Source organism: Commensalibacter sp. A3DC, assembly GCF_047307945.1.
Lineage (GTDB): Bacteria > Pseudomonadota > Alphaproteobacteria > Acetobacterales > Acetobacteraceae > Commensalibacter > Commensalibacter melissae.
Genome location: NZ_JAXOQA010000005.1, coordinates 1 through 23,679, shown reverse-complemented (window position 1 = coordinate 23,679; position 23,679 = coordinate 1). Strand labels below are relative to the sequence as shown.

Genomic DNA, 23,679 nt, shown 5'->3' with positions numbered 1-23,679 from the left:
ATAATAGATGTCTCTTGCCTCTTTTATCCATCTTCGTAGCCATTCTGCATATTCACTAAGTCAGGGGGCTATTCGCATACCTCAAATGGTTAAGCTGGCCAAGACAATGAACATGCCAGCTATCGCAATTACGGATACAGGAAATTTGTTTGGGGCATTAGAATTTTCAAAAACCTGTGTTGAAGCAGGCATACAGCCGATTATTGGATCTCAGATCGGTATTCCCGTTTTAGGTGAGCAACCGCGTCATATTACAAATTGGCCAATTGTTTTGTTGGCTCAAAATGATATTGGATTGTTGAATTTACAATTTCTTTCATCAGAAGGTTTTCTAAATGGAGATCCATCGGATCCCTTTGTCAATGTAGATACAATATGTGAACATTCAGAGGGTTTGATTCTTTTGACTGGTGGAACACGGGGGCCTATATTTCAATTATTATCTGAGGGTCAGGAAAAGCATGCATCCATGTTGCTTGAACAGTTTGCAAAAGCTTTTCCAGGGCGTTTGGCTGTTGAATTGCAACGTCATAATCTGGCTGAGGAAAAATCGGTTGAGCCAGGTTTAATCGATCTGGCAGACCGGTATGGCTTACCCCTTGTAGCAACAAATGAATGTTTTTTTCCGACTCCTGAATTGTACGAGGCGCACGATGCGCTAATTTGCATTGCGCAGGGATGTACTGTTGATATACAGGATCGTTGGAGAGTTACACCTGAACACTGGTTCAAGCCTCCGGAAATGATGTGTAATCTGTTTTCAGATCTTCCTGAAGCATGCAGTAACACGATTGAAATCGCAAAACGGTGTGCAGTGAAAATAGAAACAAGAAAACCGATGCTGCCACATAGTAGAAAAATCAAGGCGGGGACAACGGCCGAGGATACGCTTGAACATATGGCAAAATCAGGTCTGGAAAAACGTTTGATATCCATTTGCGATCTTACACAAGATCATCGCCAGAAATATGTAGATCGTCTTGATTACGAAATAAATATTATCAAGAATATGGGCTTTTCAGGTTATTTTCTTATAGTTGCTGATTTTATTCAGTGGGCCAAGGAACATGATATTCCTGTCGGACCGGGAAGGGGATCTGGGGCAGGATCCTTGGTGGCCTGGGCATTGACGATTACTGATTTGGATCCTTTGCGCTTTAATTTGCTGTTTGAGCGCTTTTTGAATCCTGAACGTGTTTCAATGCCGGATTTTGATATCGATTTTTGTCAAGACCGGCGAGATGAAGTCATTGAATATGTAAGACAAGCCTATGGAACCAACCAGGTGGCACAGATTATAACTTTTGGAAAATTGGCTGCGCGTGCTGCTGTTCGTGATGTTGGTCGTGTTCTTGGATTTCCTTTCGGAATGGTCAATAAGGTTGCTGAACTCATACCAAACAATCCCGCCCATCCAGTTACCTTGAAACAGGCCATTGAAACTGAACCTAGATTACAGGAAATGCAGGCAACAGATGAAAATATACATCGTCTTTTACAAGTGGCTTTGCAGTTGGAGGGATTATACCGACATGCAGGTACGCATGCAGCGGGTGTGGTCATAGGGGACCGTCCGCTGGTTGAACTTGTGCCGCTTTATCGTGATCCGAAAAGTGATATGCTTGTTACGCAATATAATATGAAATTTGTCGAACAGGTTGGGTTGGTTAAATTTGACTTTTTAGGATTAACCACCCTGACGATTTTGCAGCGAGCCGTTAAAATGCTGGAAAAGTTGGGACAACATATTGATCTTTCGAAAATTCCACTTGATGATACCCTGACTTACGAAATGTTGAGTCGAGGTGAATCCGGAGGAGTTTTTCAATTTGAAGGCGCTGGGATGCGTGATGTTTTGCGTCAAATGCAGCCCAGTCGTATAGAGGATCTGATTGCCGCTGTCGCTTTGTACCGACCAGGCCCGATGGCCAATATTCCCGATTATTGTCGACGTAAGCATGGAGAGGAATGGCAATCACCGCATGAAAAAATAAGGGATATTCTTGAAGAGACTTATGGCATCATGGTCTATCAAGAACAGGTCATGCAAATTGCCCAGAGATTGGCTAATTACAGTCTTGGAGGGGCGGATCTCTTACGTCGAGCAATGGGTAAGAAAATTCGTTCCGAAATGGATAAGCAGCGTGAGATTTTTACTGAAGGTGCAACTAAAAATGGTATTGATCGGCAAAAAGCGATAGAGATATTTGATTTGATGGCGCGGTTTGCTGATTATGGGTTCAATAAATCCCACGCTGCTGCTTATGCTCTGGTTTCTTATCAGACAGCATGGATGAAAGCGAATTATCCAGTGGCTTTTTTTGCCGCGTGTATGTCACTGGCACGAGAAAAGACGGATAAGTTAGCCATCCTTCGACAAGAGGCCAAAAGAATTGGCATTTCTGTCTTGCCTCCTGATATCAACAAATCCGGTGCTGATTTTGAAATTGAGAAACAACCTGATGGCAGTTTGGCTATACGCTATGCATTAGCTGCAGTTAAAAGAGCGGGTTTTAGCGCCATGGAAGCCTTGGTTCACGATCGGGATGGTCGAGATTTCAAAAATCTTGCAGATTTTGCCGAACGCATTGATTATCAGAATTTAAATAAGGGCCAACTTGAAAATCTTGCCAAGGCGGGTGTTTTTGATTCAGTCGAAAATAACAGACATAAGGTTTTTGCATCAGCCGAAGTGATTTTACGGAGAGCCCATGCACGAAAAGAGGAAAAAGCAAGTGGCCAAATTGGATTATTTCAAAATGCCACGGCACAAATAGCAGAACCGTTAAAAATTAACAGTGTGGCTGAATGGCCCGAAATTGAACGGTTAACTTTGGAAGCTGAGGCAATAGGCTATCATATGACAGCCCATCCACTAGATTCGTTTAGGGCTTTACTGATCAAATTGAGAATACAACCGATAAATAATCTCGAAACAATTGCTCGTTCCGGAGAGGGAAGAATTAAACTTGCTGGCTGTATATTAAATTGTAAGGAACGTCCTACCCGTAAAGGGACCAAAATGGCTTGGGTTGGATTATCGGATAAAACTGGAGCCTGTGAGATAACTTTTTTTTCTGAAAGTTTGAACTGTTTCCGTGATTTGCTTGTAATTGGTAAAATGGTTATCGTAACGGTTGATTTAAGGTTGGATGCAGAAAATTTGCGTATAACAGCAAATCACGTGGAAGATCTTGAAACAGCGATATCCGGTTTGGTCAAGGAACTCAAAATATGGATTGATGACGTCCAAGCTGTAGAAACAATTTCAAAATTGTTGGAAAATACGCAGAAAGGCAATGGTAAAATCATTTTAATTCCCAATCTTGTTCAGCAACAAGAGGTGGAAATTTTATTACCAGGATACTATAATGTATCACCCGTTCTCGCACAGCATATCAAAGTGATCAATGGCGTTGAAAAAGTAGATCAATTATAAAAATAAAAAATTATAATAAAGTTTTTTGAAATAATTTGTTAACCGAGCTGGTTAAAACATCATAAATAATAAATAGTCATTATTATCTTACAATAGGTTTAATCAGTTATAAATCATAGAGATTTGAATGATAGAGAATAAGATCAAAAGAATTACTGTTCCCCAGATATTGGCGAAAAAAAATAAGGAACCAATTGTTTCCTTGACCGCCTATACTGCTTCAGTTGCACAAATTGTGGATCCTCATGTTGATTTGTTACTCGTGGGTGATTCACTCGGGATGGTCATTTACGGATTTGACACGACTTTGGCCGTGACGATTGAAATGATGATCGAACATGGCAAGGCTGTTATGCGTGGATCAAAAAAGGCGTGTGTGATGATTGATTTACCTTTCGCCTCCTATCAGGAAAATCCCCGTCAAGCCTTTAGGAACGCAGCACGCATATTGCAGGAAACGGGTGCAGCAGCAGTTAAACTGGAAGGTGGGGAGGAAATGGCCGAAACCGTTGAATTTCTTGTCAAAAGAGGTATACCTGTTTGTGGACATGTTGGATTGATGCCGCAGGCTGTTCAAACCATGGGTGGGTTTAAAATTGCAGGAAGAAACACCAAACAAATTGAAAAAGTCATGCGAGATAGTAATGCTATTGCCAAAGCGGGTGCTTTTGCAATTGTTTTGGAGGGAGTGGTTGAATCAGTGGCAAAAACAATTACTGAACAATTATCAATTCCTACAATTGGAATAGGTGCTTCTCCAGCCTGTGATGGTCAAGTCTTGGTATGTGATGATATTTTTGGTGTTTTTCAAGGATTTAAACCAAAATTTGTTAAACGGTATGCCCAAATTGGTCAAACAATGGAAGAGGCAGTCAAATCATATGCCATGGAAGTCAGATCCAGAACGTTTCCAAGCGCTGAATTCTGTTTTGAAAAATAGACCAAATATTTCTTGTTTAAGGTTTTGAAAAAGGCGAGCATTCATTGATGCATCGCCATTTTTGATATATCTAGGATTATGCTAATGCGGCTGCAATACGTTTTGCAAATAATGTTGGATCAGATGGCATTTCCCCATCCTGTATTTTTGCAAGATCAAGCAGTATAAATGCAGCTTCATCTATATTCTCGCCTGAATTTACCTTCTTGATTAAAGATTTGATTAAATTATGATTTGGATTAATTTCCAGAACAGGTGGGGCTGAAGGAATTGAGCGATCGTTACGACGCATTAAACGTTGCATCTGTAAATCGGGACCGTCTTCTTTTGCAGCCAAAATTACAGGACTGTCAACAAGGCGTGTCGTCATGCGAGCATCCGTAATTTTGTCTTTCAAACTTTCCATCAAAGTTTTTAAAAGTTTTTCTTCTTCCTCGCTGTTTGATCTTTCTTCTTTTCCCATAAGTTTATCGAGATCTTTCTTGGCACGGGTAATGCTGCGTAAAGGTTTTTCCTCAAATTTTCCAAACCGATCAGGCCAGAAAGCATCCACAGGATCAGTGAATAATAGGACCTCGATTCCTTGTGCCTTGAAACCTTCAAGATGAGGTGAGGTTTTTAAGACTTCAAGGGAATCTCCAGCCAAGAAATAGATGGCCTCCTGATTTTCTTTCATACGTTCCACATAGTCGGAAAGACTTGTCAAACCATCAACGGTAGATGAATAGAATCTTGAGATTTTGGCAATTGTATCATTGTTTTCATTGGGTTCCCAAAGTCCTTCTTTAAGAATTGCCCCGAAAAGTTCCCAAAACTTTGTATATTTTTCTTTATCTTCCGAAAGTTTTTTTAATTCACTTATCACACGGTTAACAAGGTTCTTACGAATACGTGCAAGAACGGGTGTGTTTTGTAGCATTTCCCTGGATACATTTAGGGGAAGATCTTCAGTATCCACAATCCCCTGAATGAAACGTAACCAAGGTGGAAGCATGTCCGCTTCATCAGTAATAAACATACGGCGTACATGCAATCGTACCTTGCTTTTTCTTTCTTGATCAACTGGTGCGAATGGAGAAACCATTCCGGGAATAAATAACAAAGAAGTGAATTCAATCACGCCTTCAGCATGCCATAAAAGCGTAGCCAGTGGTTTGTCAAATAAATGGGTTACATGACGATAGAATTCATCTAGTTGTTCATCGGAAATATCGCCACGTGGTTTTGTCCAGATTGCTTGACCTTCATTGGCGGATGTTTCTTTGTCATCCTGTTTAATCGTAATGGGCCAGGCAATATGATCTGCCCATTTACGGATAATATTCTCCAGTCGCATGCTTTCCAAATATTCTTCAGCATCTTTTTTAATATGAAGAATAACATCTGTACCAGGTGTATTTCTTGTTGAGGAAGCGATACTATACTTGCCTTTACCTTCAGAGTTCCATGCCCAGGCTTCATCCGATCCGGCACGTCGTGAAATCACCTCTACTTTATCCGCCACCATGAAGGCTGAATAAAATCCAACACCAAATTGACCGATGAGGTTAACACGATCTTCGGGTTTGGCATCCTTGAGCTGTTTTTCAAACGCTCTTGTTCCTGATTTTGCAATGGTTCCGAGATTTTGGATCATCTCATCCTTACTCATACCGAGACCATCATCACTGATCGTTAATAAATTTTCCTTTTTATCAACGGTTAAAATTATTTGGGGTTTATCGGGCAAGGCAACTGTTTGATTGGTAAGCGATTCAAAACGTCTTCTATCCAATGCATCTGCAGAGTTGGCAATTAATTCTCTTAAAAAAATTTCTCTCTCTGAATAAAGTGCATGAACAACCAGATCCATAAGGCGTTCAACTTCTGCACTAAAATTGTGTTGTTCTTCAGCATGCGTAGATGTTGCATCACTCATTTTCACTTGTAAGCCTTTATCATATTTATGGGTTAAAATTAAATTTGAATTAATTATATAACAAAATAAACTGGAAATTAACGAAGACAATTAATAATTTTTTTTGGTAACAATTAAATTTTTAAAAATTCTTTCCATTGACTGGTAATCATAATCAGAAATTCAGTCATAATTTTTTGAATTCTAAAAAAATTTTCATTGAGTTGGAAACATTCTTCATTCAAATACAATTTTTTATTTATTTCAATTTGTAAAACATGAATATTTTTAAAAGGATTTCCATAATGACTGGTAATATACCCTCCTGCATAAGGTATATTTTTTTTCACTGTTAAGCCTTTTGATTGAAAATATCTAGCAGTCTGGTTTATTAACAGCGGGCAACAGCTTTTTGAAAAATTGTCCCCTAATATTATATCTGCAAAGGCAGGGGTTTGGATGCGTGGGGATGGCATTGAATGTACATCGAGGATGATGCCTCCATTGAAACGGTTTTTAAAGTTATGAATAAAATTTTTAATTTGTTGATGATAGGAAAACCAATAATTTTGAACTAGTTTTTCAATATGGGTAAATGAAAGATAATATTTGAAAATAACTTTTCCTGAATTGCTGATTTTATGAACTGTTCCAATTCCGTTTTTTACCCGAGCGGATTCTGTATCACACCATGGGGGAAGTTGTTCTTTGAACATTTTTGGATCAAGTTCCCATGCCCATCGATTGAGATCACAGAAAATACGGGATAATTCTGCATTTAACAAACTTCCACCATAATTAGATACATGATGAAAAAGTTCATGGACAAAACTGTCTTCACTCTTGCGTAATTCATCCAAGGGTAATCTTGTTAGTTCAAGCAAATTCTTTGGATAGAATTGTCCAGAATGAGGTGAGCTGACTAAAAACGGTAAAACATTATTATCAGGTTTTTGTAAATGATATATTTTTGTTTTATGAATTGGCACTAAATAACCTTGCTAACGGAAAAAAAAGAATGATTATATTAAAATATTTTATTTTTTTGCATTTGACCACTTGCGCTTTTAAACTAAGATGTGTATCAAGCAGTTTATCAAACGTTAAGATGGGCGCATAGCTCAGCGGGAGAGCACTACCTTGACATGGTAGGGGTCACAGGTTCAATCCCTGTTGCGCCCACCATCTTATCTTAACCGTGAAAAAAAACTAATCATAATTCAAAAAATATTGTCTTTCGTTTGTACATATAATCATCATAATTTACCTGTATAATTAAAAAAATACCTAAAATTCCCTGTTTGTGTATTGGATGAAATGATGATTAATAATATTTATTGTGTTGGCAGAAATTTTGCTGAACATGCAAAAGAATTGGGAAATCAAATCGAATCTGTCCCCGTAATTTTTAGTAAACCCAACACCTCCTTGGTTGAGGGAGATACAATTATCCTACCTGATTTTTCACAGGATATTCATTATGAAACTGAAATTGTATTAAAGATTTCCCAGGATGGCTTTAAAATTTCGGAGAACAAAGCCGAGAATTATTATGATGAAATCGCTCTTGGCCTTGATTTGACGGCTAGAGACCTGCAAACAGCATTGAAAGAGAAAAAATTACCCTGGTTTTTGGCAAAGGGTTTTAAAGATTCCTGTTACCTTTCCTCTTTTGTAAAAAAGGAACTGTTATCTTTTCCTATTTGCTTTTCAATGAAATTAAATGGAGAAGAGCGTCAGAGAGGAAATAGCAATAACATGATATTTAATTTCAGCAAGATTATATCCTATATTAGCCAGTTTGTTCCATTAAAAAAATCAGATGTGATTTTCACTGGTACGCCAAAGGGTATAGGTAAACTGAAATCTGGGGATCAAATATCACTCTTTTTGCAGGAAAATGAAATTGCTATAGTGAAAGTGAAATAATTACATGATTTTAATTAAAATTATTTGGTAAGCCAATATATTTTAATCGACATAAAAGGGTAATAGCGATGAGGCGAAGACAATTTTTGGCAAATTCTATTGGCACAGCAGTTATGGCAGTTGGAAGTGGAAAATTTGTTTTTTCGAATATCCCCGCTTTTGCGAGATCATCATCCGAATATAAATCCTTTCTTTTCAATATATATCAACAGGCTGTTCAGCTAGGATTGAATGCCTCTATTATGAGGCATGCTTTGAATTATTCTTTACCGAATAAAAAAGTGATTGAACTTGATCATAAACAGCCAGAATTTGTCATGACATGGCAACAATATTATAAAAAAGTCATAACAGTAGAAAAAATAGAACAAGGTCGCAATAAATTTCAGGAACTTCAAACGTTTTTGACCGCTCTTTGGCAGAGTTATGAAGTTGATCCTTCTATACTTGTTGGAATATGGGGCATAGAATCCTTTTATGGCAAATTTCTCGGAAAATTTAATGTTATTGATGCTTTGGCAACTTTGGCTTATGAAGGTAGAAGAGCTAAATTTTTCAAAATTGAGCTCATGAATGCATTAAGAATTCTTAATCATAGAAATATCAATCCCGAAAATATGATGGGCAGTTATGCTGGTGCAATGGGCCAGCCCCAATTTATGCCAAGTGCATATTTACGGTATGCGGTTGATTTTTCAGGAAACGGTCATCCAAATATTTGGACAAATGAAAAAGATGTACTGGCTTCAATTGCCAATTATCTGAGGAAAAATGGTTGGCATGGATCTGAACCTTGGGGACAAAAAATTTTATTGCCAAATGATTTCAATGGTTCATATATCGGACATCATGTTTCAAAAACACTTGATGAGTGGAAATCAATAGGCGTTAAGCGATCAGATGGTTCGGATTTTTCCCGTCTGGATATTTATGGCAGTATTTTGAAACCGGATGAGAAAAATAATAATGGTTTTATGATTTATCATAATTTTAATGTAATACGCCGCTACAACCCTTCGGATTATTATGCACTGGCAGTCGGATTGCTGGGAGATGCGATGGTTGCATAAAATGATTGTTTTTTTGTAATATAAATATAAAATAACAAAATATTAATTTTGTGAATTTGAATTATATCGTGAAAAAATATTTATTTTCTCTATTGTTGATAAGTATAGCCTGTTGTACCAAGGAAGAAAAACCGTTGCAACCAGCTCAGATTCACTACGTGGTTGGTCAACCTTATCAGGTTGGGGAACAATGGTATTATCCAGAGGAAAATTTTGCCTATCATGCAACAGGTTTGGCAGTTATATCCAAAAATCAGAAAAATAAAGTGACTGCTGATGGGGAATATTATGATCCGCAACGTATGACGGGTGCACATCCCACATTGCAATTACCAAGTATTATAAAAGTTCGCAATGTTGACAATGGTAGGGAAATTTCAATTCGTTTGAATGATCGTCCATCATCTTATCCTTCAAGATTGTTGGAATTGACGCCAAAAGCTGGTGAATTATTGGGAATTTCAAACGGTCAAACAGCGAAAATCGAAATTGTTGAGGAAGAAAATCAAAGCCAAAATCTTGCTTTTGAAATGCCCAATGGTCCGCAAACGGAAATGAAAGTTAACACTGCGCCTTTGGATACAATCATGGTTGAAAATCTGAATGGCAAATCAAGCGAAAATAATGCGAAAAAAAAATCAGATCCCACTTTCCAAAAAGCATTAAATTCTTCATTAATATTAAAAGATTTGCCCGTCACTTTTACGCAGGGTCAAATTACAGGAGGGCAAATATGGATTGATTGTGGCTCTTTCACCTTGCGAATTTATGCTAATAAATTGGCGGCACGTATTGGTGGGAGAGTGACCTATAGTTTTGAAGGAGGGCGCAGAATATTGCATGTTCGTTCTGGTCCCTATCAATCAGTCGAAAGTGCAGATCAAAATCTTGATTATTTGTTAAAATCTGGCATTAAGGGTGCCAAAATTATAGTTGAATAGGAACAAGCGTGCATACTCGTAGATCAATATTGACTGGAATTAGTAGCGTAGCTGCATCTCTGGCTCTGATAGATTCAAATTCAGCAAGTGCCCGAAGAGCCATTCGTAAGGCGGCAAGCAGGAAATTCTCGTCAGCAACTCAAGAGGCGATTTCGAATGGTCCACCAGCCGTAACACCAATAGGTCCTTTTGACACGTTGGCACAATACGCCTTTATCATGGATTATAATACAGGTACCGTTTTGATGGATAAATTGGCAGACCAACCTATGCATCCGTCGTCTTTGACAAAAATCATGACCTGTTATATTGTTTTTGCCATGCTGCGAACCGGGCGTTTAAAGCTTGATCAGTTGCTTCCCGTAAGTGAGAAAGCCTGGAAAATGCAGGGATCAAAAATGTTTGTTCCCTTAAATGGACAAGTTTCTGTCCAGGATTTGATCCAGGGTGTTGTTATACAATCCGGGAATGATGCCTGTATTGTACTTGCCGAAGGAATTGCCGGATCTGAACAGCAGTTTGTATCCATGATGAATGAAATGGCGCCCAAGATGGGATTGCGGAATTCTCATTTTATGAACTGTACCGGATGGCCGGATAGCAATCATCTGATGTCTGCCCGTGATATTGCTCTGATAGCCTATCATCTTATTCATGATTATCCCGAATACTATCATTTTTTTTCCGAAAAAGAATTCACTTTCAATAAAATCACCCAGGGCAATCGAAATGTTTTGGTAGACAAAGGGCTTGCGGACGGTTTGAAAACAGGACATACAGATGCTGGCGGTTATGGATTATGTGCCAGTTCTGAACGGAATGGTCGTCGGGTCATAATGGTGGTCAACGGATTAACCTCGATGAATATGCGGGCCCATGAGAGTGAACGTTTGATAGAATGGTCTTTCAATCAATTTGAAAATGTTAAGTTATTCAATAAAGGGGATATTGTTGAACAGGCACCAGTTTGGATGGGAGCACAAGAAACAGTTCCACTGGTTGCAGGTGAAAATCTTGTTTTAACCTTGCCTGTCGGGATGCGTGATAAATTGAAGGTAACCCTTGATTATAATGCCCCTTTGTCCGCACCTGTTATGAAAGGACAAAATGTTGAGGCCTCTCTGTCCGTAAAAAATGGTGGAATTACTGTACAAGTTCCCATAATAGCTGGTGAGACTGTTGAAAAAGCTAATATTATTTCACGTATGATGAAAAATGTAAGCTATCGTTTAACGAATAAAAATTAATCAACATTATTTTATTATTTATGTCAGGATATTTTATTACTTTTGAGGGCGGTGAAGGTGCTGGAAAATCTACACAAGCTCAATTATTGAAAGAAAAGCTGCAAAAAGATAATATTGATGTTCTCTTAACCCGTGAGCCAGGTGGAACAACGGGTGCCGAGGCCATTAGGAAATTATTGTTATTTGGGAATTGCGATTTTTCGCTTAAAGCTGAAATCCTGGCTCATTTTACCGCAAGGTGCGATCATGTAGATCAGGTCATAAAGCCAGCGCTGCAACAGGGTAAAATAGTGCTGTGTGATCGTTTTATTGATTCAACACTGGCATATCAAGGTTATGGATTAGGTAAGGAAAATCCGGATATATTGGATTATATTCAAAAATTATCCAATTTGATAGATTTAATTCCCGATTTAACTTTGGTATTCGATGCCCCTTATGAAACGCTTATTGAACGTTGTCTAAAACGTCAAACAAAAATTGATGCTTATGAACAACTCGGGTATGATTTTCATTATCGTGTTCTGAATGGTTTTCAACTGATAGCTAAAAATAATAAAAATCGATGTAAAGTTATCAAAGCTCATAAATTATTGCATGAGGTAACTCGGGAAGTTTACAATCTCGTCACTCATAAACTATCTGAATCAAGATATATTAAAAACAATGACAGCAAAACTAGATGACTCTTTATGGGGACATGAAAAGGAGTATGATTGTTTCAAACAAGCCATTTTCCAGAATAAGCTTCATCATGCATGGTTGATATGTGGTGAGGTCGGGGTAGGCAAAAAAACTTTTGTCAATCATGTCATTCGTTTGATTCTTGGTAGCTCTGAAAAAGTGTTGGCTAAGATAAAGGCGGGTAGTCATCCTGATTTATTAACGGTTAGTCGAAGAATAGATGAAAAGAAAAACCGTCTTCGTTCGGAAATTTTGATGGATGATATAAAAGCGGTTGGAACGTTTTTACGATTGACTTCTGCCAATGACGGGTGGCGCATTGTCATTATCGAAGAGGCGGATTTGATGAATCAGAATGCGGCCAATAGCTTATTAAAAATTTTGGAAGAGCCTCCAGATGCTGCTTTAATTTTTTTGATCACTGCACATCCAAACCGTTTGTTGCCAACGATTTCAAGTCGTTGTCGTAAATTAATGCTTCATCCCTTATCAAATACTGTTTTATTAGAAGCCTTGATTAAATTAGCCCCCGAATATTCTGAGGCAGAATATCAAAAAATAATTACCCTGTCTCAGGGATCGATTGGTAAAGCATTATCATTATTGAATTCTGACGCCTCAAATTTGCAAAATATTGTTGATGCCTTTTTCGAGAAGCCTTTCAAAGGAAGTGAGCTGAATGAAAAAGTTAAGTATATTTTACAAAAAGAAGATGGATTTTCTGTTTTTTTTAGCTTATTGACAGATAAATTCAATATGCTGATCGGTGAGGCTATAAAATCAAGGCAGGAACGATTTGGCAATCCATCTCGAACAGTAATGGAATGGATTGATATTTGGCAAAAAATTTTAAAATGGCATAAAGATACAGAATCTTTTAATTTGGATAAAAGACAAACCCTAATTTCCGATTTCGAACTAGTAAGTGAATTATGAAAAACCATTATATGATAACCACCCCGATTTATTATGTAAACGGGTTACCCCATATTGGTCATGCCTATACCTCAATCGCTGCGGATGTTTTGGCCCGATTCAAACGATTGGATGGATATGATGTATTCTTTTTGACGGGTACTGACGAGCATGGACAAAAGGTAGAGCAGGCTGCCCACAATAATGAACAGACATCGGAAGTATTTGTAAATGAAATTTCTGCAAAATTCAGAAATATGGCTGATCAGTTAAACATATCATATAATGATTTTATACGAACGACCGAGGAACGTCATAAAAGAAGCTGCCAGACTTTATGGAAAAAAATCGCTGATGCTGGTCACATTTATCTTGGCGCTTATGAAGGGTGGTATTCACTCAGGGATGAGTGTTATTATAGTGAAGATGAACTAACTACTACAGCAGATGGACAAAAGATTGCGCCCACAGGGGCACAGGTCAAATGGTTAAAAGAACCATCCTATTTTTTTAGATTGTCTGCCTGGCAAGACAAGTTGTTGGAATTTTATGAATTGCATCCAGAATTTATCGGTCCAGAAAGTCGTAAGAATGAACTGTTAAGTTTTGTAAAATCTGGTTTACGTGATTTATCCATCAGTCGTACGAGTTTCAAGTGGGGTATTCCAGTTCCAGGCGATAAGGATCATGTCATGTATGTATGGTTCGATGCGTTGACAAATTATATTTCCGCATTGGGCTATCCTGATACGGAATTATCAGATCGGTGGCGTTTTTGGCCAGCAGATTTGCATTTGGTGGGGAAGGAAATTGCACGTTTCCATGCGTTGTATTGGCCAGCTTTTTTAATGGCGGCGGGTTTGGAAGTTCCCAGACGAATATTTTCGCATGGATGGTGGACAGTGGAAGGTGAAAAAATGAGTAAATCAGTAGGAAATGTTGTTGAGCCTATTGAATTGATCAATGAGTTCGGACTGGATCCTGTCCGATTTTTTCTTTTGCGTGAAGTTCCTTTCGGTGGAGACGGAGACTATAGCAGACAATCCCTGATCAATCGCATGAATAATGAATTGGCCAATGATCTGGGTAATCTTGCACAGAGAACTTTGACTCAGATTACCAGAAATTGTGACGGAATTTTACCAGATACTGGAAAAAGATTGGATGTGGATATACAGTTGATAGCAAAAGCTAAACTGTTGCCGATTTTATTAAGGGAACAAATGGACCGTCAGGCTTTTAATGAATCTTTAGAGGATATTTGGAAGGTTATACGCGCTTCAAATGCATATATCGATCATCAGGCGCCATGGAAATTGAAAAAAACTGATTTCGAGCGTATGAAGACTGTTTTAAGAACCATGGTTGATGTGTTGCGCGAAATTGCCACTTGTTTACAGCCATTCATGCCTAATAGTATGGATAAATTATTGACCCAGCTTGGGGTTGGTAAAAATGAACGTAATTTTTCAGATCTTGAAAAAGAAATTCATTCAGGAATAAAATTACCCTTACCTTCTCCTATTTTTCCTCGTTATACGGAAGCTGAACAAATCTGATGCATCTGGTTGATTCACACTGCCATCTTGATTTTTTTGATGATGATGAAAAAAAAGCCATTATTGATCGTGCAACACATGCAGGTTTGGGTGAAGTTGTAACAATAGGAACGCGTTTATCAGATGCGCGGCAGCAAATAGGAATAACCGATTATACAACTGATCATTTGAGTGTATGGTGCACGATTGGAACTCATCCTGAATATGTGATGGATGAACCTTTTTGTTCTGTTGACAGAATTGTTGAATTAACCAATCATCCCAAAGTTATAGGTATAGGTGAAACCGGACTTGATTATTTTTACGGTAAACAAGAGGCTTTTGAACGACAGAAAGAATCTTTTGAAAATCATATCCGTGCCTCGCAACAAACTGGATTGCCTGTATGTATTCATGCCCGGGATGCAGATGATGATATTGCCAAAATCTTAAAGAGAGAGACAGAAAAAGGGGGACGATTTCCATTTTTAATTCATTGTTTTACATCTAGTATGAAACTGGCCGAAACAGTTCTAGATTTGGGTGGATATATTAGTATTTCAGGTATAATCACTTTTAAAAAAGCCCAGGATTTACGCGATATCGTTCTCCATTTACCTCAAGATAGAATTCTTGTTGAAACTGATTCTCCTTATCTGGCTCCCGTACCATTTCGGGGCAAACGAAATGAACCCGCATATGTTTATCAAACAGCAGAATTTATGGCCAAATTGTTGGCGGTCGATTTTGAAACGTTTAAAAAACAAACAACAGATAATTTTCATCGTCTTTTTAAAAAGGCGTCTTTTAAAAGGTAAATTGTTTAATGAAAATTACTATTCTGGGATGCGGAGGTTCGGGTGGTGTCCCATTGGTAGGAGGTGATGATGGTCAGGGGAATTGGGGAATATGTGATCCCCTGGAACAAAAGAATCAACGAACTCGATCCTCTATCGTTATTGAGTTGAATAATGGCAAAAGAATTCTAATTGATTCAGGTCCTGATATACGAACTCAGTTATTGAGAGAAAAAATTGGCAGGGTTGACGCTGTCATTTATTCTCATGCACATGCAGATCATATTGCTGGTCTGGATGAATTGCGTTCAATCAACAGAGTTTTGGGTAAAGCCTTACCAATATATGCAACGAAAGATACATTATCTGAATTGAAATCAAGATTTGCCTACGCATTTAAGCCATGGAAAACCCAACCATATTTTTTTCGTCCAGTTTTGGATGTTCATCAGATTGATTATTATGATAATTTCATGATTGAAAATCAATCTATTCAAACATGTGAACAGGTACATGGTTTTTGTAAATCCATGGGCATACGATGTGGTGATGTGGCATATTGTACCGATGTGGTTCGGATTCCGGAACAAGGGTTGAAAATTTTATCCAATCTTGATCTGTTTATTGTGGGATGTTTTCAACGGAATGAACATCCTGCCCATGCATGGATTGGCAAGGTTCTGGAATGGAAAAAAATTATCAAGCCTAAAAGAACGATTTTAACGCATATGGGACCTGATATGGATTGGAATTGGCTAAAGGCAAATCTGCCGCCGGACATCGAAGTTGCCTATGATGGACTAATTCTCTATTCTGCATAATCATACAAATAAAAAATTAAAACATACAAGAGTATAATATGACTGCTGCATCTGACGGTTTAATCAAGGACGCTCCCTTTGCAAGGGCATTAAGTGAACGCTATCTGGCCTATGCCCTGTCAACAATAATGTCGCGTTCATTACCAGATGTAAGGGATGGATTGAAACCTGTTCATCGTCGTTTGATATATGCCATGCGTCAATTGAAACTTGATCCAAAATCAGGATTCAAGAAATGCGCCCGTATTGTTGGGGATGTTATTGGTAAATATCATCCCCATGGGGATGCCGCTGTCTATGAAGCGCTCGTTCGTCTCGCACAGGATTTCGCTGTACGGTATCCCTTGATTGAGGGACAGGGGAATTTTGGATCCATTGATGGTGATAATGCTGCGGCTATGCGTTATACAGAATCCCGTATGACAAGAATTGCCCAGTTTTTATTGCAAGGTATCGATGAAGATTGTGTTGATTTTCGTGATACCTATGATGGAGAGGAAAAAGAACCCGTTGTTTTACCAGGTGCATTCCCAAATCTTTTGGCAAACGGTGCAAGCGGAATTGCTGTTGGAATGGCAACAAACATTCCCCCACATAATGTGGGTGAAATTTATCAGGCCGCTATGACCCTTATTAAAAATCCTGAAGCCTCTACACAGGATTTGTTGCATTTTGTAAAAGGTCCAGATTTTCCAACAGGTGGGAAAATTGTTGAAAATCAAAATGTTATTCAACAAACTTACGAAACTGGTCGAGGCTCATTAAGGCTCAGGGCAAAATGGGAAATTGAACATGGTCGATTTGGAACTTGGGTTATCGTTGTTAAGGAAATACCCTATCAAGTGCAGAAATCCAAATTGATTGAACAGATAGCCACTTTGATGGAACAGAAGAGGCTTCCATTATTGGCAGATATAAGAGATGAAAGTACTGATGAAATACGGCTTATATTAGAGCCCAAAGTTAAAACGGTGCAGCCTGAAATTTTAATGGAATCCATGTTTAAACTGACTGTCTTGGAAAACCGGTTTGCTTACAACATGAATGTGCTTGATCGCAATGCCGTTCCTAAATTGATGGGATTGAAAGCCATTTTGAAATCATGGTTGGATCATCGTTATGAAGTTCTCAAACGTCGAAGTCAATATCGGTTAAATGTTATTGAACAGCGATTGGAAATTCTGGAGGGTTTATTAGCGGTATATCTAAATCTTGATGAAGTTATTCGTATAATTCGAGATGAAGATGAAGTAAAAACTGTTTTGATGCAAACTTTCAATCTGTCGGATGTTCAGGCTGAAGCCATTCTCAATATCCGTTTGAGAAGTTTGAGACGATTGGAAGAAAATGCAATAAAAAATGAATATGCACAACTCACAAATGAAAAATCTAATTTAAAAACGTTGCTGGCAAGTGAATCTCTTTGCTGGAAAGAAATCAACAAAGAATTGAAAGAGGGTTTGAAAACGTTTGGTCAGTCCGATGATGGTTTGAGAAAAACGGAAATTTCTGAAGCGCCTAAAACAATAGATGTTATGGATATTCTGGAAGAGGTGGAACGTGAACCTCTGACAATTATTTTATCCTCCAAAGGTTGGATACGTGCTTTGAAAGGACATAATCTTGACAGTGATAAGCTGAAATTCAAAGAAGGGGATCATTTATTTAAAATATTGGAATGTCATAGTAATGATCGAATTTGCATTATCGGTAGTGAAGGTAAATCATTTAATATAAAGGCATTAGATTTACCAAGAGGCCGAGGTGATGGTCAACCCATACGTCTTCTTGCTGACATAGCAAATGATGCTGAGGTTATTGAATTTTTTATTTTAGATGAAAAAAAGAAATATGTTCTTGTTTCAACCTCAGCAAAGGGATTTGTCATTTCTGGGGAAAATCTAGTTACTGAACGGAAAACGGGTAAACAAGTTCTAACTTTAAAGGATAATGAAAAAACATTCGCTTGTCTTGAAGGTAATGGAAATTATATTGCCATTGCGAATTCATCCAGTAAATTTCTGATATTTCCCCTAGAACAAATTCCTGAATTAAAAAAGGGTAGTGGTGTTCTATTACAGAAATTGGGTAAAGGAAAACTGAAACTGGTTATAGTTTTTGATTCTAAGATTGGTTTTACAATGCCTAGTCAAACAAAAGTCAGAAATTTTGAAATATTGGAAAATTATATAGGTAATCGTGCATCTGTTGGACATAAATCTCCTAATTGGTTGAGAATTTAGTCTTATTCTAGTCCAAAGGATATTTATGAAATAATTAATTAATTTTTTAAAATATCCCTTTATATATGAAAATTATAACTGTTTTAATAATTTTGCCGCTTCTGGAGCAAAATAAGTCATAATTGCATTTGCTCCAGCTCTCTTGAAACAGAGAAGTGTTTCGAAAATAGCCTGATTATTATCAAGATAACCACGGTTAATCGCGTTTTTCAACATGGCATATTCACCAGAAACCTGGTAACTGACAATTGGGATATTGAATCTATCTCTTACCATTCGGATTATGTCCAAATAGGGCAATCCCGGTTTGATGATAACTGAATCAGCACCTTCTTGAATATCGAGTTCGACTTCAGAAAGAGCCTCTCGACTATTGGCAGGATCCATCTGATAAGTTTTTTTATCGCCTTTTAAAAGTTTTCCTGATTCCAGCGCATCTCTGAAAGGTCCATAATAAACACTGGCATATTTTGCGGCATATGACATGATTCGTGTATTAACAAAATTATCATTGTCCAATGCCTTTCGGATTGCCGCGACCCTACCATCCATCATGTCAGAAGGCGCGATAAAATCCATACCTGCTCGGGCTTGATTAATCGATTGCCTGACTAGTATCTCTATGGTTTCATCATTGGCAACATAACCATTTTTTATTATTCCGTCATGGCCATGGCTGGTATAAGGATCAAGAGCTACATCTCCGATTAATAACATTTCTGGAAATCTTTTTTTAAGTTCTCTTGATGCACGGCAAATTAGATTATTGGGATTATAGGCTTCCTTTCCCTCTGGATCACGTTTATCGTTGGTGGTTACAGGAAATAATGCAAGCGCGGGGATATCCAGATTTGCAGCAGGTTCTATATATGCAGCCAGACGATCAACAGTAACCCGTTTAATTCCAGGCATTGAAGAAACTTCTGTTTCAATATTGTTGCCCTCAATAATAAAAATTGGCCAAATCAAATCATCTTTACTCAATTTATTTTCAGCAACCAGACGACGCGTTGCAGAATCAATTCGATTGCGTCGCATACGAGTCAGAGGAAAGCTTCCAATCATGGTATCAATCCTTAATTAATTATGAAATTTCTATTGTAATTTACTGTGTTTATGACCATAAAGCCAATAAATAATTATACCTATGAACATCCATCCCCCAATGGTTAACCATGTTATATTGCTTAGGGAATACATCAGCACACAACAAACCAAAGTGCCAAATATCGGTATGATATCGCCACCTGGCACCTTAAAACGCCGGGGGAAATCTTTATGGGTTCGACGTAAAATCATTACTGATATACATACGAAAAAAAAGGCGGATAATGCACCTATAGAGCACATTTCACTTAAAATTGAAATAGGAATAAAGGCAGATAGAATACAGATAAAAACCATAAAAAACATGTGTGATAGATGAGGAGTTTTATGGTCGGGATGAATAACGGAAAAGAATTTGGGAATCAAACCGTCTTTAGAAAGGGTAAAAAAGATACGAGTTTGACCTACAAGAAGTAATACAAGAACAGGAAAATAACCAATGATGATACTGAATTTGATTACGGGCTGTAACCATTTATAAGGGGTGTGATCAATGGCTGTTGCCACAGGTGCGCCATTACCAAGCAATTGATGAAAATTGACAAGCCCAACAATAACAAAGGCAAACGTGACATAAATGAGTGCTGTAATTGTAATGATTATTAAAATAGCTTTCGGGATATCCCTTGATGGATTTTTAACTTCCTGTGCAGTAGAAGCTACGCTATCAAAACCTATGTAGGCAAAAAAGATCATGCCGGCAGCTTGAAAAATTCCTGAAATGCCAAAATGACCAAATTGACCTGTATTTTCTGGGATAAAAGGCTTGAAATTGTCAAAATCAACATAGGAAAATCCAAAAGCGATAACAGCAAATACAACAAACAACTTGATCAAAACAATCATATTGTTCATTCGAAAGGATTGTTTAATCCCTTGTATCAGATAAAGAGACAGAAATATGATGACAAATGTGGATGGAAGGTTCAATATCCCAGAAATATTCTGGCCGTTTATATTTATTTTCTCTAGTGGTGAAGCGAAAAATTGATAGGGTAGGTGTAAGTGAAAACTTATCAGAATTGACTTTAAATATTGTGACCAACTTACCGCTACCGCTGCTGCTCCGACAGAATATTCAAGCACCAAATTCCATCCAACAATCCAGGCTATAAATTCTCCCATAGCGATATAGATATAACTGTAAGAACTGCCCGATTCTGTAATCATTCCAGCAAGTTCACTGTAACATAATCCTATGAATGAACATGCCAATGCTCCTATTAGGAAAGAAAGAAGTACGGCGGGACCAGCATGTTCTGATGCAGCAATACCTGTAACCGTAAAGAGTCCGGTTCCAACAATTCCACCAACGCCAAAAAAAATCAGACTAGGCATGCCGATTACGCGTGCCAAACCGTTTTCATACTGGTTATTTTCTATGGATTTTTTTCTAAATAGTGATTTTCTCTTGGATAGATCCATAGAATAGCCCTTTTTTAAAATTTATCACAATATTGTGTAAAGTTCTTAAAATAAATCATATTTTTTTGGAATTTATTTTTTCAGTAATAGCGTATTATCTTACATATTTAATTGCAGAAAATCACAAAATTGAATATTTATTAGAGAGTCTCTTAAATATGTAGTTTTCTAGGAATCCATGAATGTCCGAAAATAAATTATATCATCAATTTTTTCAATCTGATGTTTCTCAAACAGATCCTGAGGTTTACGCAGCTTTACAAAGCGAACTTACCCGTCAACAGGACGGTATTGAGTTAATAGCAAGTGAAAATATTGTTTCCAAGGCAGTTTTAGAGGCTCAGGGTAGCGTATTGACGAATAAATATGCTGAAGGATATCCCGGACGTCGTTATTATGGCGGATGTGGTGAAGTTGATAAGGTGGAAGTTCTGGCAATTGAACGTGTCAAGAAAATTTTCAACGCGCAATTTGCCAATGTTCAACCACATTCCGGTGCGAATGCCAATCTGGCTGCATTTATGGCTACTGTCAAACCTGGTGAAAAAGTATTGGGAATGAATTTGGCAGCGGGTGGACATTTAACCCATGGTGCGGCACCTAATTTTTCTGGAAAATGGTTCCATGCATTGCACTATGGAATTCGAAAAGAGGATGGCTTGATTGATTATGACGAGCTCGAGGCGACTGCGAGAAATGAAAAACCACGTTTGATTATTGCAGGTGGATCTGCATATCCCAGAATTATTGATTTCGCCCGTTTCAGAAAAATTGCCGATGAAGTTGGTGCTTTTCTGATGGTTGACATGGCTCATTTTGCCGGATTGGTTGCAGCAGGCCTTTTCCCAAACCCAATGGATTACGCTGATATTGTCACCAGTACAACGCATAAAACTTTACGTGGACCTCGTGGAGGAATTGTTTTAACAAATAGTCCCGATTTGGCTAAAAAAATCAATTCAGCAGTATTTCCCGGATTACAGGGTGGTCCATTGATGCATGTCATCGCTGCAAAAGCGGTGGCCTTTGCTGAAGCAATGCGTCCGGAATTCAAGACCTATCAAAAAGCGGTGGCAAACAATGCCCGTGTATTGGCAGACACCTTGATTGAATGTGGATTTGATATTGTTACAAATGGTACGGACAGCCATTTGTTACTTGTTGATTTACGTCCCAAGAAAGTAACGGGAAAACAGGCGGAAGAAAGTTTGGAAAGAGCGGGAATAACCGCAAATAAAAATGCGGTTCCTTTTGATCCGGAAAAACCGGCCATTACTTCCGGTATTCGTCTAGGTAGTCCAGCAGGGACAACTAGAGGGTTTGGTGAAGCAGAATTTCGTGAAATTGGTCTCTTGATAAATGAAGTTCTATCCCCATTGGCAAATGCCAAAGATAATGATAACAGTTTTGCGGAAAAAGCTGTTCGCGATAAAGTCATGGCTTTATGTAAACGCTTTCCCATATATAAACAGTAATTATTTCAAGGGTATTGCAGATTCAGCCATTTCATAAATTATGGCGTTTATTGCCCCCATATCAGCGAAGATTTTATCTAAGCAAAGTGGGGGGGATATTAGCACCTTCTATATCATCAGAACCCTTTTGTGACCAAAGCGTAATTATAATTGGTGAGTTTTCAAAAGCTTCTGGTTTGGGTGAAGGTGCGCGTATAATGTATAATGCACTTAAAAACGAAAATGTAACCGTTCAGAAAATCGATATCGACCCCTATGGTTTTTCTTATACAAAATATAAGGAAGCGCGTAGAATTTTATCAGTTTATCCATACGCATCATTGATTTTTCATATCAATGCCCCACAATTGGCATTTGCATTATTGAATTTACCTCGTTTTTTATTGAAAAACAGAAAAATAATAGGTTATTGGGCATGGGAGCTTGAAATTTTGCCAAAAGAATGGGAGGTGGGTTTCAGATTTGTTCATGAAATATGGGTACCCTCTCGTTTTGTCGCAAAAGCCGTTAAACATTGGGCTAATAAATATCAAAAAAAGATTACGGTTGTTCCTCATCCTATTGCAGCATATCCTGTAGCAATTGCGTCAGGTCTAACTCGTGAAAGTCTTGGTTTACCCCAAGCAACTTTAAATATATTAACATCTTTTAATCTTTCTTCATCTTTTGTTAGAAAAAATCCTATAGCCGCAATCAGGGCTTTTAGAAAAGCGTGTGAAACAATAGCTCATGATAAAATTAGCCTTATTCTCAAGGTTTCCTATATTAATGATTTCCGTCAGGATTTTAATGAATTAAAGAAAGCAATAGATGGACAAAAAAATATCATTCTTTATACTAATTTATTGACAACAGAGGAAAATAGGGCGCTTATATTTCATTCTGATATTATTTTGTCACTTCATCGCAGTGAAGGTTTTGGGTTGGTGCCAGCAGAAGCTATGCAATACGGAAAAGCTGTTATTTCCACTAATTGGTCTGCAACTAGTGAGTATATTGATGAAAACTGTGGTGTTCCTGTTAATTACAAACTGATACCTGTAAAAGACCCACGAAAAGTATATGAATTGCCGAATGCCTTGTGGGCTGAACCTGATATTGAATTCGCCGCTGAAAAAATTAATGAATTGTTTTACAATGAAAACTATCGTAATAATTAGGTGTTTTATCTAAAAATAAAATTAAAACGATATTTAATTCAAAATTTTTAA

General features: G+C 37.8%; 18 protein-coding genes and 1 tRNA gene. 15 read left to right on the top strand and 4 right to left on the bottom strand.

Translation table 11 applies throughout. From position 1 onward, the window contains the following. Positions 1-7 precede the first annotated feature (7 nt). Both dnaE and panB read left to right on the top strand, forming a co-directional pair. Positions 8-3,439 (top strand): DNA polymerase III subunit alpha, encoded by a 3,432-nt coding sequence (gene dnaE / locus U0839_RS01190; protein WP_413549895.1) that lies wholly within the window; start codon positions 8-10, stop codon positions 3,437-3,439. 127 nt (positions 3,440-3,566) lie between these two features. Beyond that, complete coding sequence (gene panB, locus U0839_RS01185; RefSeq protein WP_155565374.1) at positions 3,567-4,379, top strand: 3-methyl-2-oxobutanoate hydroxymethyltransferase; 813 nt, start codon at positions 3,567-3,569, stop codon at positions 4,377-4,379. Positions 4,380-4,455: 76 nt separating this feature from the next. Here panB and htpG read toward each other — a convergent pair whose 3' ends face one another. Together htpG and U0839_RS01175 are read right to left on the bottom strand one after the other, a co-directional pair. After that, positions 4,456-6,297, bottom strand: coding sequence for a molecular chaperone HtpG (htpG, locus tag U0839_RS01180; RefSeq protein WP_413549893.1), 1,842 nt, complete (start codon positions 6,295-6,297; stop codon positions 4,456-4,458). Between the two features lie 113 nt (positions 6,298-6,410). Next, on the bottom strand, positions 6,411-7,265 hold the full coding sequence (locus U0839_RS01175; RefSeq protein ID WP_155565376.1) for an N-formylglutamate amidohydrolase: 855 nt from the start codon (positions 7,263-7,265) through the stop codon (positions 6,411-6,413). Positions 7,266-7,386: 121 nt separating this feature from the next. Between U0839_RS01175 and U0839_RS01170 the strand changes: the two genes are divergently transcribed. The 11 genes from U0839_RS01170 (at position 7,387) to parC (ending at position 18,461) form a co-directional block, all read left to right on the top strand. Continuing rightward, positions 7,387-7,461 (top strand) — tRNA-Val (locus U0839_RS01170). Between the two features lie 132 nt (positions 7,462-7,593). Further along, complete coding sequence (locus U0839_RS01165; protein WP_413549891.1) at positions 7,594-8,205, top strand: fumarylacetoacetate hydrolase family protein; 612 nt, start codon at positions 7,594-7,596, stop codon at positions 8,203-8,205. Positions 8,206-8,273: 68 nt separating this feature from the next. After that, positions 8,274-9,275, top strand: coding sequence for a lytic transglycosylase domain-containing protein (locus U0839_RS01160; protein WP_155565377.1), 1,002 nt, complete (start codon positions 8,274-8,276; stop codon positions 9,273-9,275). Between the two features lie 68 nt (positions 9,276-9,343). Further along, the gene (locus U0839_RS01155) at positions 9,344-10,216 is read left to right on the top strand and encodes an RlpA-like double-psi beta-barrel domain-containing protein (protein WP_155565378.1); all 873 of its coding nucleotides are present in this window, start codon (positions 9,344-9,346) and stop codon (positions 10,214-10,216) included. 8 nt (positions 10,217-10,224) lie between these two features. Continuing rightward, positions 10,225-11,463 (top strand): D-alanyl-D-alanine carboxypeptidase family protein, encoded by a 1,239-nt coding sequence (locus tag U0839_RS01150; RefSeq protein WP_413549888.1) that lies wholly within the window; start codon positions 10,225-10,227, stop codon positions 11,461-11,463. A gap of 20 nt (positions 11,464-11,483) precedes the next feature. After that, positions 11,484-12,149 carry a dTMP kinase gene (gene tmk, locus U0839_RS01145; RefSeq protein ID WP_155565379.1) on the top strand — a complete coding sequence of 222 codons (666 nt, stop codon included), beginning with the start codon at positions 11,484-11,486 and terminating at the stop codon, positions 12,147-12,149. Then, the gene (locus U0839_RS01140) at positions 12,130-13,083 is read left to right on the top strand and encodes an AAA family ATPase (RefSeq protein WP_155565380.1); all 954 of its coding nucleotides are present in this window, start codon (positions 12,130-12,132) and stop codon (positions 13,081-13,083) included. The genes tmk and U0839_RS01140 overlap by 20 nt, the downstream gene beginning before the upstream one ends. Continuing rightward, positions 13,080-14,621, top strand: coding sequence for a methionine--tRNA ligase (metG, locus tag U0839_RS01135; protein ID WP_155565381.1), 1,542 nt, complete (start codon positions 13,080-13,082; stop codon positions 14,619-14,621). The genes U0839_RS01140 and metG overlap by 4 nt, the downstream gene beginning before the upstream one ends. After that, positions 14,621-15,418 (top strand): TatD family hydrolase, encoded by a 798-nt coding sequence (locus U0839_RS01130; RefSeq protein ID WP_155565382.1) that lies wholly within the window; start codon positions 14,621-14,623, stop codon positions 15,416-15,418. The genes metG and U0839_RS01130 overlap by 1 nt, the downstream gene beginning before the upstream one ends. Before the next feature lie 8 nt (positions 15,419-15,426). Then, entirely contained in the window at positions 15,427-16,218 is a 792-nt protein-coding gene (locus tag U0839_RS01125) for an MBL fold metallo-hydrolase (RefSeq protein WP_155565383.1), read from the top strand. 38 nt (positions 16,219-16,256) lie between these two features. After that, a complete protein-coding gene (gene parC / locus U0839_RS01120) occupies positions 16,257-18,461 on the top strand; it encodes a DNA topoisomerase IV subunit A (RefSeq protein WP_155565384.1) in 2,205 nt (734 codons plus the stop codon). A gap of 72 nt (positions 18,462-18,533) precedes the next feature. On the opposite strand, the gene hemB is transcribed toward parC, so the two are convergent. Both hemB and U0839_RS01110 read right to left on the bottom strand, forming a co-directional pair. After that, the gene (gene hemB, locus U0839_RS01115) at positions 18,534-19,526 is read right to left on the bottom strand and encodes a porphobilinogen synthase (RefSeq protein WP_155565385.1); all 993 of its coding nucleotides are present in this window, start codon (positions 19,524-19,526) and stop codon (positions 18,534-18,536) included. Between the two features lie 30 nt (positions 19,527-19,556). Next, positions 19,557-20,993: an APC family permease gene (locus U0839_RS01110; RefSeq protein ID WP_155565386.1), complete on the bottom strand. Its 1,437-nt coding sequence runs from the start codon at positions 20,991-20,993 to the stop codon at positions 19,557-19,559. 182 nt (positions 20,994-21,175) lie between these two features. Here U0839_RS01110 and glyA point away from each other — a divergent pair, with 182 nt between their 5' ends. Together glyA and U0839_RS01100 are read left to right on the top strand one after the other, a co-directional pair. Further along, positions 21,176-22,468 carry a serine hydroxymethyltransferase gene (glyA, locus tag U0839_RS01105; protein WP_155565387.1) on the top strand — a complete coding sequence of 431 codons (1,293 nt, stop codon included), beginning with the start codon at positions 21,176-21,178 and terminating at the stop codon, positions 22,466-22,468. A gap of 14 nt (positions 22,469-22,482) precedes the next feature. Continuing rightward, a complete protein-coding gene (locus U0839_RS01100) occupies positions 22,483-23,628 on the top strand; it encodes a glycosyltransferase (RefSeq protein ID WP_413549886.1) in 1,146 nt (381 codons plus the stop codon). The last annotated feature ends 51 nt before the right edge of the window (positions 23,629-23,679 follow it).